This is a genomic window from Arthrobacter sp. Y3223164 (assembly GCF_059091005.1).
This window is the reverse complement of the sequence record NZ_JBNHGF010000050.1, coordinates 1-12449: the sequence shown is the minus strand read 5'-3', so window position 1 is coordinate 12449 and position 12449 is coordinate 1. Positions and strand designations below refer to the sequence as shown.

Below are 12449 nucleotides of genomic sequence, written 5' to 3'. Positions count from 1 at the left end.
GGGAGGCCGGCGTCCAGTCGATGGTCGGCTTCAACTACCGGCGGGTGCCGGCGCTGGCCCTGGCGCGCCGATTGATCGCCGAAGGCAGGATCGGCGCCGTACGGCAGGTGCGGGTCGCCTACCTTCAGGACTGGCTGGCCGACGACACCGCCCCGATGACGTGGCGGCTGCGCCGCGAGACCGCCGGCTCCGGGGCGCTCGGCGACCTGGCTTCGCACGCGGTGGACCAGATCCACTTCCTGCTCGGCGCGCGGGTCGCGTCGGTCTCCGCCACGCTCAACACGTTCGTCGAAACCCGGCAGGGCCCGGGCGGGCCCGAACCGGTGACGGTCGACGACGCCGCGTGGGCCACCTTGCGGCTCGATTCCGGCGCGGTGGCCAGCCTGGAGGTCAGCCGGATGGCCGCGGGCCGCAAGAACGCGCTGCGGATCGAGGTCTACGGGTCCGCCGGGCATCTGGGCTTCGACCTGGAGCGGCTCAACGAGCTCTCCTATTACGACGCCGGGGCCCCGCCGGGGCTCGCGGGCGCGGCGAGGATTCTGGTCACCGAGGAGACGCACCCGTACCTGCAGGCCTGGTGGCCGCCGGGCCACGTGCTCGGCTGGGACCACACGTTCACCAGCCAGGCCGCCGATTTCCTGGCCGCGGTGGCAACCGGCCGGGCACCGAGCCCAAGCTTCGAGGACGGCCTGGCCGTGCAGAAGGTGCTGGACGCGATGGTGCGCAGCGCCGGGCAGGCGGGCACCGCCGTCGTCCTTGCCGAAACCGACACCCGCGCCGACTATGCAGGAGCAACCGATGGCCCGTAATTTCACGCTGTTCACCGGCCAGTGGGCGGACCTGCCCCTGGAGAAGGTGGCCGAACTGGCCGCGGGCTGGGGCTACGACGGCCTGGAGATCGCGGTGTCCGGCGGCCACCTCGATGCGTGGCGCTGGGACGACGACGACTACATCGCCGACCGGCTCGGCATCCTGGAGCGCAACGGCCTGCGGGTATGGGCGATCTCCAACCACCTGAAGGGCCAGGCGGTGTGCGACGACCCGATCGACTTCCGGCATCAGGCGATCGTCGGCGAACGCGTGTGGGGCGACGGCGAGCCGGAGGGCGTGCGGGCGCGGGCGGCCGAGGAGATGAAGCACACGGCGCGGCTGGCGCAGCGGCTCGGCGTGAAGACGGTGGTGGGATTCACCGGGTCTTCGATCTGGCAGTACGTGGCGATGTTTCCGCCGGTGCCCGCGGACGTGATCGAGGGCGGCTACCGGGACTTCGCCGACCGGTGGAACCCGATCCTGGACGTGTTCGACGAGTGCGGGGTCCGGTTCGCGCACGAGATCCACCCCTCCGAGATCGCCTACGACTACTGGTCGACCGTGCGGGCACTGGAGGCCTTGGGGCACCGCGAGGCGTTCGGCATCAACTGGGATCCCAGCCACATGATGTGGCAGGACATCGACCCGGTCTCGTTGATCTGGGACTTCAAGGACCGGATTTACCACGTGGACTGCAAGGACACGAAGCTGCGGATCACCGGTCGCAACACGCGGCTGGGATCGCATTTGCCGTGGGGCGACCCGCGGCGCGGCTGGGACTTCGTCTCCACCGGGCGCGGCGACGTGCCCTGGGAGGCCAGCTTCCGGGCGCTGGCGGCGATCGGCTACGACGGGCCGATCTCGGTGGAGTGGGAAGACGCCGGAATGGACCGGCTGCAGGGGGCGCCGGAAGCCCTGCGGTTCCTCAAGGGGTTCGACTTCGATCCGCCGCAGGCCTCCTTCGACGCCGCGTTCAAGCAGTAGGGGCGGTGGGGCACCGGTGGCCGACCCGTTCGCTCCCAGGTACGCTCCCACGTATGGGCCTAACTTCCCACGTTTCGGGAGGTCTTAAGCCCCTGACCTGCGGCGATGCCGGAGATCCATCCAAGACGTGGGAGCGAAAGTGCTTCCTGCCTGCCCAAACACGCCGGCTGTCCAAGTTCTGCAGGAATTGTCCACGTTCTGGAAACCGATGCGGCCCTGACCTGCGGCGATGCCGAAGGGCCGCCCAAAACAAGGACAACCGGGGCCCCTGGGCTGAGCCGTGCGGACCTGCCCGCCGAACTCCTGCAGCTGGCCAGGACCTTTAGTAGGCTGTGGCCATGCGCGAACTCCAGGCCACGATCATTGACGAAATGGGTGTCCAGCCCTCCATCGACCCGTCACAGGAAGTCGCACGGCGCGTCGGATTCCTCAAGGAGTACCTTAAGACCACCGGCAGCAAAGGCTTTGTGCTGGGCATCAGCGGCGGCGTCGACTCCAGCCTCGCCGGCAAGCTGGCCCAGCTGGCGGTCGACGAACTCGAGGCAGAAGGCGTCGAAGCCACCTTCGTGGCCGTGCGCCTCCCGTACGGCGTCCAGCACGATGAAGCCGACGCGCAGGCAGCCATGGATTTCATCCGGCCGAAAACGTCGTGGACGTTCAACATCAAGTCGGCCGTGGACGGCTTCGAGTCCGAATTCACGACGACGACCGGCGAAGAGATCACCGACTTCAACAAGGGCAACATCAAGGCCCGGGCACGGATGATGGCCCAGTACGCGCTGGCCGGCCAGCACAACTACCTGGTGCTGGGCACGGACCACGGCGCCGAGTCGGTGACCGGCTTCTTCACGAAATTCGGCGACGGCGCCGCCGACGTGCTGCCCCTGTTCGGACTCAACAAGCGGCAAAACCGGCAATTGTTGGTGCACCTTGGTGCCAGCGACCAGGTGGCACACAAGGTGCCGACGGCAGACCTGTTGGACACCACGCCCGGCCGCACCGACGAGGACGAACTGGGGATCAGCTACGACCACATCGACGACTACCTTGAGGGCCGCGCCATCCCCGACGAGGTCGCCGAAAAGATCGAGCAGCGCTACTTGATGACCCGGCACAAGCGGACCACCCCGGTGTCCATCCTCGACAAATGGTGGCAGGGCTAGGCGGAACCGTCACTCGGCCAGGCGAGGCGCGGCCGGCCGGCCTGCCGCTGACCGCCATCTGGCCATCTGGCCAGGCGGGTGAAGCACAGCCCGCCTGAGGATCTGCCACCCGCTCGGGCGGCTGAAGCGTCAGCCGACCAGGCTCTTCGCCCGCATCACTGCCTTGCGGAACTCATCCTGGTTTTTCCGGCTGATCATCGCCCTGCCACCGGGGCTGGGCGCCTTGATGACGGTCGGGCGGGTGAACGCACCCATGTGTTTCGCCCATTGAGTTTTGGTGAACGTCCCGCACAGCACGACGGCTTGGAGCCGAGGCAGCAGCCCCAGGACGGACTTGAGCGCCTTGACGCCGGCTATTGTCTGGACCGGAGTCGGCTCGGCGCCGTTAAGGAAAAACGGCACCGTATTCCAGAGGAGAACCCCCTCGTGCAGCTCCGCTTCCTGGCGTTCGTTCCAGCACCGCTCGGCCGCCTGGTCGGGGTTGTCTACCGACACGAATCCCGGCCCCTCAGCGGTGACCGTCTGGCTTCCCGGGCTGTCGAGCAGAAAGAGCACCCGCGCCTCAACGCCCGCATCCGCCGGGTCAAAATGCGGGACGGGTTCGGTGCGGGTCCGCGCGTAGGCGTCCCGCCATTCCTCAAGCTTCTGTATGGCTGGCTCGGATGACAGCATGGCTTGCCGCCGCTGCCGTTCGAGTGGATCTGCTAAAGACTGCGGCTTATCAGCAAACATCTATCCAACATACCCCTGAAGCCTTGGGGCCGTGGGGAGCCGACGACGGGCCCGAGCCGCCCGAGCGGCGAGCACAGCCTGCCGCCGTTGGGTAACGTAGCTGTTGTGAAGATTGCTACCTGGAATGTGAACTCGATCCGTGCCCGCGCCGACCGCGTTGAGTCCTGGCTGCAGCGCTCCGACGTGGATGTGCTGGCCATCCAGGAGACCAAGGCCAAGGATGAGAACTTCCCGTGGGACCTGTTCGAGAAGAACGGCTACGAGGTGGCGCACTTCGGCCTGAACCAGTGGAACGGCGTGGCCATCGCCTCACGGGTGGGCCTGGATGACGTGGAACGGACGTTCGACGGGCAGCCGCACTTCGGCAAGACCGAGGACACGACTGCCGCCGAGGCCCGTGCCATCGGGGCGACCTGCGGCGGCGTGCGCGTGTGGAGCCTGTATGTCCCCAACGGCCGCACGGTCGACGATCCCCACATGCCCTACAAGTTGAACTGGCTCAAGGCCCTCAAGGAAGAGGCCGCCGGCTGGATCCAGGCGGACCCGACGCTCCCCGTCGCACTGATGGGCGACTGGAACATCGCTCCCACCGACGACGACGTCTGGGACATCGATTGGTTCCGCGCGCAGAACGCCACCCACGTGACCGAACCCGAGCGCGCCGCCTTCCGCGCGTTCGAAGAGGCCGGATTCGTCGACGTCGTCCGCCCGCACACCCCCGGGCCGGGCGTCTACACCTACTGGGACTACACGCAGCTGCGCTTCCCCAAGAAGGAAGGCATGCGTATCGACTTCATCCTCGGCTCCCCCGCGCTGGCCTCCCGCGTCACCGGGGCGATGATCGACCGCGAAGAGCGCAAGGGCAAGGGCGCCTCGGACCACGCGCCGGTCATCGCGGAGCTGGACTGAGATGAAGTTCCCGTACGTCTCCTACCTGCGGGTCTTCGAACCACTGGATGTGTTCGACGACGACCAGCAGCTGCTCATCATGAGCCAGCGCGGCCGGGGCAGGGACGTCACGGAGGACCTGGACCGCGGTGATTCGCTGCGCCGGATCACCCGCACCGTGTCGGACCCGTTTCCGCACTCCAGCGACGACTTGATCCGGGTCCTCCACTATCCGACGCCCGAGGGCATCACCACGCCGCGGTACTGCCCCAACCAGCTGGCCGTCCGCAGCACCCTGGCCGCGGAATCGCTCTCCAGCAGCCTGCGTGATCCGCTGCTGGGGCTGCTGGTGCCCGAAGCGGCGAGGGACGCCCAGCAGTCCCGGCTGGACCCGGACAACTTTGTGGACGCCCTGGCCAAGCTGCATACGCGCAGCTCCACCTGGGGCATCCCGTTCGGCTGGTTCGTGCTGTTCCGCGAGGACGACCACACCGAAAAGGTGGAGAGCGACCACACGCTGCAGACGGTCCGCCTGGCTGCCCCGGTCCCGCAGTGCATCGACCGGGCCCGTTACGCGGCGGCTTCCCTGGCCCTGGCCGCCCCGGGCCTGGACCTGCTGGAAGAACTGACGGAGCTGACCGAGTGGCTGGAAACCTTCACCGCGGACGGCATCGTGGAGCTGGATTACGGCCGCGTGGCCGAGCTGGTCTACCCGGACGAATCGCCCTCGGACGTGCACGCCGGCATCGAATCGCTGGCCGACGGCGACATGACCGGAGCCGCCGCCGCCTACCGCCGGCTCGCCGGCCGCTGGATCAAGATCCGCCAACTGGCCCGCGCTTCCTGACCGCTGACCGCCGGCCCGGAGCCAACCGGCAATCACGACGACGGCGGGGCGGTCGAGGCCCGGACCACCAGTTCGTGGGGCTGGACCCGCGGCACGTCCAGCCGCGCCTTTCCCTGCAGTTCGGCCAGCAGCAGCCGGGCCGCGTAGGCCCCCTGTTGGTCCGGCCGCTGCCGGACGGTCGTCAGCCCCATCGGCTCGGCGAACTCGTGGTCGTCGATGCCCACCACGGAGACGTCCTCGGGCACCCGCAGCCCGCGCTCCTGCGCGGCCCTCAGGGCGCCGAAGGCCATCTCGTCCGCGGAGGCGAAGATCGCCGTCGGCCGTTCCCCGGGTGTGTCGAGGAGCGCGCCGACGGCAGCCCTGCCGCCGGCGAACCGGAAGTCACCCATCGCCAGCCATTCCGGCCGAACCCGCAGCCCGTGCCGGGCCATCGTGTCCCGGAAGGCCAGCTCGCGGCGGCGCGGCACGTCGAAGTCGATCCCGTAGGCGCCGCCGCCCTGCAGGTGCGCGATCCGCGTGTGCCCGAGCCCGATGAGATGCTCGACGGCCTCGGCGGCCGCGGCGGTGTCATCCACGCTCACGCTGCGCAAACCGTCCACCTGCCCGCCGACGATCACGTTTGGATACTCCAGCGCCTGCAGCGCCGCCAGTTCGTCCGCGGTCAGCTCCATGCACATCACCAACAGCGCGTCGATCCGCTTGCGCAGCATGGACCGGTGGAACACCCGTTCACGGTTGGTGCCGGTGCCGCCCAGACTGAACACGATCAGGTCGTAGCCGGCCGCCCGCAACACCCGGTCCACGCCTTCCAGCGCGGACGCGAAGTACCACCGGTCGATCACCGGCAGCAGCACGCCCATGGCCCTCGTGCGGCCCGAGGCCAGGTGGGCCGCCGACGACGACGGCACGTAGCCCAGCGAGTCGGCGGTCGCCAGCACGCGGTCGCGGGTGGCCGTGGAGACCCCGGACAATCCGCGCAGGGCACGGGAAACCGTTGCGGTCGAGACGCCGGCGGCCCGCGCGACGTCGTCGATCCCGGTCACGGCGTGCTCACCCCTTGAGGCCACCAGCCAGCAGGCCGCGGACAAAGTAGCGCTGCAGGCCGAAGAACACCGCCAGCGGCACGATCATGGAAACGAACGCGCCGGCGGTCAACCGGTGCCACTCGTCGCCGCGGGTGCCCGTCAGTTCGGCCAGCCGCTGGGTGATCGGCGCGACGTCGGCGGTGCCTCCGGAGAACACCAGGGCCACCAGCAGGTCGTTCCAGACCCACAGGAACTGGAAAATGCCGAAGGAGGCGATCGCCGGCACGGACAGCGGCAGGATGATCCGCCAGAAGATTGTCGCGTGCCCGGCGCCGTCCACCCGCGCCGCCTCGATGACCTCCCCGGGGATCTCCGAGATGAAGTTGTGCAGCAGGAAGATGGCCAATGGCAGCGCGAAGATGGTGTGCGCGATCCACAGCTGGGCGTAGGTTCCGGCCGGCAGCAGCTGGAACTCGCCGATCTTGAGGTTGATGAACAGCGAGAGCAGCGGGATCAGCGCCATCTGCAGCGGCACAATCTGCAGCGCGAACACCACAATGAACAAGGTGTCCTTGCCGCGGAACCGGCCCCAGGCGAAAACGTAGGCCGCCATCGAGGCGATCACCAGGGGGATCAGGGTGCCCGGGATGACGATCGCCAGCGAGTTAATAAAGTACTGCCCCAGATTGGACGCGGACCCGCCTTTGGAGGCCAGCACATCCGTGTAGTTCTCGGTGGTGAACTGCAGGTCGCCCAGGATGTTCCACCAGCCGTTGGCCTGGATGTTGTCTTCCGGGCGCAGCGAGGAAATGAACAGGCCGAAGGTCGGCACGGTCCAGATGACGGCGATGATGATCGCTGCCGCGGTGGCTCCGCGCGAGGTCAGGCGCTGCTTAACCCGCCGGGTGATCGGGATCTGCTGTTCGGTGGTGCTGGCGAGGACGGCGTCGGGAGCGGTGGGGATGGCAGGCGTTGCGCTCATCGGATTTCCCTCTGCTTCTTCAGCTGCCGGGCGTTGTAGACGACGATCGGCAGCACCATCAGGAACAGGATCAAGGCCAGCGCGGCGCCGCGTCCGGGTTCGTTGGCGCGGAACGCCTGGGTGTACATCTCGTTGGCCACCACCGAGGTTTCGAAGTTTCCGGCGGTCATGGTCCGCACGATGTCGAAGACCTTCAGCGTGCCGATCGTGATGGTGGTGACCACCACGATCAGTGCCCCCCGGATGGACGGGATGGTGATGGAACGGAACTGCTGCCAGGCGCTGGCCCCGTCCAGCCGGGCGGCCTCCACGATTTCGGTGGGGATGCCCTTGATCGCCGCGGAGAGGATCACCATGGCGAAGCCGGTCTGGATCCAGACCATGACCGCGATCAGGAAGAACGTGTTCTCCGGCGCGTCCAGCAGGAACTGCTTGGGTTCGCCGCCAAACCACACCAACACCTGGTTCAGCAGGCCGATCTGTTCGCGTTCGCCGCCGCGGTACGTGTACATGAATTTCCAGATCACGCCGGCGCCCACCATGGAGATGGCCATCGGCATGAACACCAGCGCCTTGAGCGCCTTCTCGCCGCGCGCCCGGTCGATGAACACCGCGTAAGCCAGGCCGATGCCGGTGGACAGCAGCGGCACCAGGACCACCCACAGCAGCGTGTTGCGCAGCGTGACCAGCGCTTCGGGCTGGGTGAACATCCACACAAAGTTGTCCAGGCCGTTCGGCGTTCCGGCGCGGTCCGTGAACGCCAGGTACGTGGTCTGGATGGCGGGCCACACCAGCCCAATGGTGAGGAGCACGACGGCGGGGGCCAGGAACCCGATGATCGTCGCCTTATCGCGGAACGACTTCGGCGCCCGGTCCACCAACAGCATGATCAGGGCGATGATCGCGGCGAAGACCGCCAGGGCGATCGCCACCTGCACGAGCTTTTCGCCAACGTCCTCCATGGCACTTACCTCCTTGGTGCGTGGAAGGGACAGGCCGTGCCCGGCCACACCGCCTGCATCGGGTCGCAGGCGGTGCGGCCGGGCTGCCGGCGGCTGCCTAGTCCTTGGGCCAGCTGGCCTCGATGGAATCCACGACCTCTTGCGTCGACTTGCCGTTGATCCACTCCACGATGCCGCTCCAGAAGGAGTTGGCGCCGACCGCGCCCGGCATCAGGTCCGATCCGTCGAACCGGAAGGTGGTGTCCTCCGACTGCAGCAGTTCGATGGACTGGCGGTCCAGGTCGCTGGCGGCCAGCGCCGGGTCGAGGCCCTTGTTGGCGCTGATCGCGGCGCCCTGCTTCACGCGGTTGTTGGCGAACTCGGCCGAGGCCATGAACTGCAGGTAGGCCGAGACCTCATCGCTTTCGGTGTAGGCTGCCACGAACTCGCCGCCACCGGTGATGGCGCTGGCGCCGGCCTCCTGGCCGGGAGTGATGAACGCCCAGACGTCGCCGTCCTCGGCCACGTTGGTGCCTTCCGGCCAGTTGGCCGCCTGGAACGTGGCCTGGTGGTGCATGGCGCAGGTGCCGTCGATCACCGGGATGCCGCCGTCGTCCACCGAGGTGGAGATGATCGAGCGGACGTCGCCGATGCCGCCGTTGACGTAGTCCTCGTTCTTCAGGATGTCGCCGACGGCGTCGAAGGCCTCGGCCACCTGCGGATCGTTGAACGGGATCTCGTGGTTGACCCACTGGTCGTAAACATCCGGTCCGGCCTGGCGCAGCAGCGCGTCCTCGATCCAGTCGGTGCCCGGCCAGCCCGTGGCCTCGCCGGACTCGAATCCTGCGCACCACGGCTTCATGGTGCCCTCGTCGGCGATGGTCTGGGTGAGTTCCATCATCTCGTCCCAGGTCTTCGGAACTTCCCAGCCCTTCTCCTTGAACGTGGCCGGAACGTACCAGACGTAGCCCTTCACGCTGGCCAGCATGGGGGCGGCGTAGAAGGTGCCGTCCACGGTGCCGTAGGTCTTCCAGTCCTCGGACCAGTTCTCGTCGACCAGGTCGGACACCTCCTGGGGCGCAGGCTTCAGGTAGCCGGCCTGGGCCTGGGCGGCCAGCAGTCCGGGCTGCGGGAAGATCGCCACGTCCGGCGGATTGCCCGCCTGGGCGCGGACACCGATCTGCGTCTCGAACTCGTTGGAACCCTCGTACACCACGTCGATCCCGGTACACTCCTCAAAGTCCACCCAGGAATTCTCCAGCAGATCCTGCTCGGCATCGGTGATGGTCGAGTAGACGCTGACCTCGGCGCCGTCGAAGGTGCCGTAGGCCTCATAGGCGGCGCAGTCTGCGGCGGGCGCCGGCGACTCTTCGGATTCTGTTCCTCCCCCGCAGGCGGACAGTGTCAGTGCCATGGCGCCGAGCGCGGCCACCGGCAGGGCGGCCTTTCTGGAGCGTGCATAGTGCATGTTGTGACTCCTTTGTCCGGTGGCCCCGACAGAGCTGAGCTGGTCAGGAAGAACCCACCAAGTACCCATCTGATAACTCGTAACGTAAACGCTTACACAGTGTGTCGCAAGGCACATTTTCGAGGCGGTGGCGTTCGATGCCGAATCGTGATGTGCGCCGCATCCGCGGCCGCGCTGTCTGTTCGGCCTCAGAGATCATTAGGCTGGAAGTGGTCCTGACCCCCCGAATCGAGGAGAGCCAATGACCGCAGCAAACGCTCCCTGGTGGCGCGACGCCGTCATCTACCAGATCTATCCGCGCTCCTTCGCCGACCACAACGGCGACGGAATGGGCGACCTGCCCGGAATCAGCGCCAAGATCCCTTACCTAAAGAACCTGGGGGTGGACGCCATCTGGCTTTCGCCCTTCTACGTCTCCCCGCAAAACGATGCCGGCTACGACGTGGCGGACTACCGCGACGTCGACCCGCTGTTCGGCAGCCTGGACGACTTTGACTCGTTGCTGGCACGCGCCCACGAGCTGGGCCTGCGGGTGATTGTCGATCTGGTGCCGAACCACACGTCCGACCGGCACGAATGGTTCGTGGGCGCGCTGGCCTCCGAGGCCGGATCGCCCGAACGTGCCCGCTACATTTTCCGGGACGGCAAGGGCCCGGACGGTGACGAGCCACCCAACAACTGGCAGTCGGTGTTCGGTGGCGATGCCTGGACCCGGATCACCGAACCCGACGGCACGCCCGGGCAGTGGTACCTGCACCTGTTCGACTCCTCGCAGCCGGACCTGAACTGGGAGAACCCCGAAGTCCGGGCCGAAATGGTCTCCGTTCTGCGGTTCTGGCTGGACCGCGGCGTGGACGGCTTCCGGATTGACGTGGCCCATGGCCTGGTCAAGGCCGAGGGCCTGCCGGATTGGGCGGCCAAGACCTCGATGGTGGCCGGCAGCGAGCGGCTCCCGGGCGACGACGCACTGCCCGACGGTGACGAAACGGCGGTCGGCCGGCCCGCGGGCGCCTCGCCCACCCCCGATGCCCGTGCGTCCGAGGAACAGGTGCTGGAACCCGCCGCGGCGGATGCCCGCGAAGCGGCGGCACAGCAGGCAGTTGCCCGGGAGGAGGAGCGCCTGCATCCGGAGACCCCGCCCTACTTCGACCAGGACGGCGTGCACGAGATCTACCGGGAATGGCACAAGGTCCTGGCCGAGTATGACGGCGACCGCATGCTGGTCGCCGAGGCCTGGGTCGAGCCCGCCGAGCGGCTTTTTGCCTACGTCCGGCCCGACGAGATGCAGCAGGCCTTCAACTTCGACTTCCTGCTCGCCGGCTGGGATGCCCGACGGATGGCCCGCAGCATCGACGATTCGCTCGCCGCTGCATCATCGGTGGGTGCGCCAAGCACCTGGGTGCTGTCCAATCACGACACTGTCCGCCACAGCTCCCGGTACGGGTTGGCGGATCCCACCACCTACCCCAAGGGCATTGGCCCCGGCGACGAACGGCCCGATGAGGAACTCGGCCACGCGCGCGGCCGTGCCGCGGCGCTGGTGATGCTGGCGCTGCCCGGCTCCGCCTACCTCTACCAAGGCGATGAGCTGGGCCTTCCGGAGCACACCGCCCTGCCGGCCGAAGTGCGCCAGGACCCCGCGTTCTTCCGCACCGGCGGCGAAGAGCGTGGCCGCGACGGCTGCCGGGTGCCGATCCCCTGGCGCGCGGAGGCGCACGGCTACGGGTGGGGCTCCACCCAGCATGAACCGTGGCTGCCGCAGCCCGAGAGCTTTGCGCGCTATGCGGTGGATCGGCAGGTGGGAGTAGCAGCTTCCACCTACGAGCTGCATCGGGCGGCGCTGCGCCTGCGGGCGGAACAGAAGCTGGGCCACGGCAGCCTGGAATGGGCCGCAGAGCATAATCCGGGATCTGGGATCCTGAGCTACCGCAACGGGACCCTCCAGGTCCTGGCCAACATGGGCAGGTCCGCCGCCCGGCTGCCCGACGGCGCCTCCCTGGTGCTGGAGTCGCAGGAGGGAGCAGTCTCCGACGGGATGCTGCAGCCCAACGGGGCCGTCTGGCTTGCCACTGCCGCCGACGGGCAGTCCGGCTAGCGGACGCGGTCGGCGCGGACCAGCCGCGAGCGCGCGCCGGCCACCAGGTGGATGACCACCGGGAAGCTGAATCCGACGGTCAGGTCCAGCGCCTCCACGAGGTCGGAGACTTCGTCCGCCACGGCCTGCGGGGACACCCCGAGGCGCGGAACCACCCGGACGCGCAGGCCGCCGCCGCCCTCGTAGTCGTAGGCGGTGACCGTTGCCTGCAGGATGCTGTCGCGTTCCCGCAGCGCATCGCGCAGCGCCTGCTCGGCCACGGCGGCACTGAGCCAGACGGCGCCGGGGTCGCCCGCGCCGTCGTAATCCGCGGCGATGGTACCGGTGCGGCCCTTGCCCTGCTGAGCGGCCCACGCGATCATCAGCAGCACCATCAGGAGCAGCACCAGCGCCACCACAATCCACAGCCAGCTGTCCCGCTGGCCGGGCAGGGTGGTGGCGTCCAAAACCGTCCCCAGGTTGGCGCCGGCCTGCTCCGTGGCGGCCTGCCACCGGCCGGCGAGCGCGGGAACCA

The 12449-nt window shown here is 68.1% G+C and carries 12 protein-coding genes; 6 read left to right on the top strand and 6 right to left on the bottom strand.

Going from position 1 to position 12449, the window contains the following annotated elements; translation table 11 throughout:
- The 3 genes from AC5RUJ_RS04915 to nadE all read left to right on the top strand — a co-directional run.
- A partial coding sequence (locus tag AC5RUJ_RS04915) for a Gfo/Idh/MocA family protein (protein ID WP_494155640.1) occupies positions 1 to 809 on the top strand: 809 nt, incomplete at its 5' end.
- Positions 799 to 1794 (top strand): sugar phosphate isomerase/epimerase family protein, encoded by a 996-nt coding sequence (locus AC5RUJ_RS04910; protein ID WP_494023881.1) that lies wholly within the window; start codon positions 799 to 801, stop codon positions 1792 to 1794. The genes AC5RUJ_RS04915 and AC5RUJ_RS04910, both read left to right, overlap by 11 nt.
- 338 nt (positions 1795 to 2132) lie before the next feature.
- Positions 2133 to 2957 (top strand): NAD(+) synthase, encoded by an 825-nt coding sequence (gene nadE / locus AC5RUJ_RS04905; RefSeq protein WP_494013323.1) that lies wholly within the window; start codon positions 2133 to 2135, stop codon positions 2955 to 2957.
- 129 nt (positions 2958 to 3086) lie between these two features.
- Here nadE and AC5RUJ_RS04900 read toward each other — a convergent pair whose 3' ends face one another.
- On the bottom strand, positions 3087 to 3689 hold the full coding sequence (locus AC5RUJ_RS04900) for a uracil-DNA glycosylase family protein (protein ID WP_494049111.1): 603 nt from the start codon (positions 3687 to 3689) through the stop codon (positions 3087 to 3089).
- A gap of 105 nt (positions 3690 to 3794) precedes the next feature.
- Here AC5RUJ_RS04900 and AC5RUJ_RS04895 point away from each other — a divergent pair, with 105 nt between their 5' ends.
- Positions 3795 to 4598 (top strand): exodeoxyribonuclease III, encoded by an 804-nt coding sequence (locus AC5RUJ_RS04895; protein WP_494074400.1) that lies wholly within the window; start codon positions 3795 to 3797, stop codon positions 4596 to 4598.
- Position 4599: 1 nt separating this feature from the next.
- Positions 4600 to 5424, top strand: a complete 825-nt coding sequence (locus tag AC5RUJ_RS04890; RefSeq protein ID WP_494002000.1) for a DUF8083 family protein — start codon at positions 4600 to 4602, stop codon at positions 5422 to 5424.
- 32 nt (positions 5425 to 5456) lie between these two features.
- Here the strand turns inward: AC5RUJ_RS04890 and AC5RUJ_RS04885 are convergent, their stop codons facing one another.
- The 4 genes from AC5RUJ_RS04885 to AC5RUJ_RS04870 all read right to left on the bottom strand — a co-directional run bounded on the left by AC5RUJ_RS04885 (position 5457) and on the right by AC5RUJ_RS04870 (position 9840).
- A complete protein-coding gene (locus tag AC5RUJ_RS04885; protein WP_494155639.1) occupies positions 5457 to 6467 on the bottom strand; it encodes a LacI family DNA-binding transcriptional regulator in 1011 nt (336 codons plus the stop codon).
- Positions 6468 to 6474: 7 nt separating this feature from the next.
- Positions 6475 to 7431, bottom strand: a complete 957-nt coding sequence (locus AC5RUJ_RS04880) for a carbohydrate ABC transporter permease (RefSeq protein ID WP_493977240.1) — start codon at positions 7429 to 7431, stop codon at positions 6475 to 6477.
- Positions 7428 to 8393 carry a carbohydrate ABC transporter permease gene (locus AC5RUJ_RS04875; protein WP_494128953.1) on the bottom strand — a complete coding sequence of 322 codons (966 nt, stop codon included), beginning with the start codon at positions 8391 to 8393 and terminating at the stop codon, positions 7428 to 7430. Before AC5RUJ_RS04875 ends, AC5RUJ_RS04880 begins: the two co-directional genes overlap by 4 nt.
- Positions 8394 to 8490: 97 nt before the next feature.
- Positions 8491 to 9840 carry an ABC transporter substrate-binding protein gene (locus AC5RUJ_RS04870; RefSeq protein ID WP_494001996.1) on the bottom strand — a complete coding sequence of 450 codons (1350 nt, stop codon included), beginning with the start codon at positions 9838 to 9840 and terminating at the stop codon, positions 8491 to 8493.
- Between the two features lie 241 nt (positions 9841 to 10081).
- On the opposite strand from AC5RUJ_RS04870, the gene AC5RUJ_RS04865 reads away from it, so the two are divergent.
- A complete protein-coding gene (locus AC5RUJ_RS04865) occupies positions 10082 to 11935 on the top strand; it encodes a glycoside hydrolase family 13 protein (protein WP_494128954.1) in 1854 nt (617 codons plus the stop codon).
- On the opposite strand, the gene AC5RUJ_RS04860 is transcribed toward AC5RUJ_RS04865, so the two are convergent.
- A partial coding sequence (locus AC5RUJ_RS04860) for a hypothetical protein (protein WP_494155638.1) occupies positions 11932 to 12449 on the bottom strand: 518 nt, incomplete at its 5' end. The two genes, AC5RUJ_RS04865 and AC5RUJ_RS04860, sit on opposite strands and share 4 nt — an antisense overlap.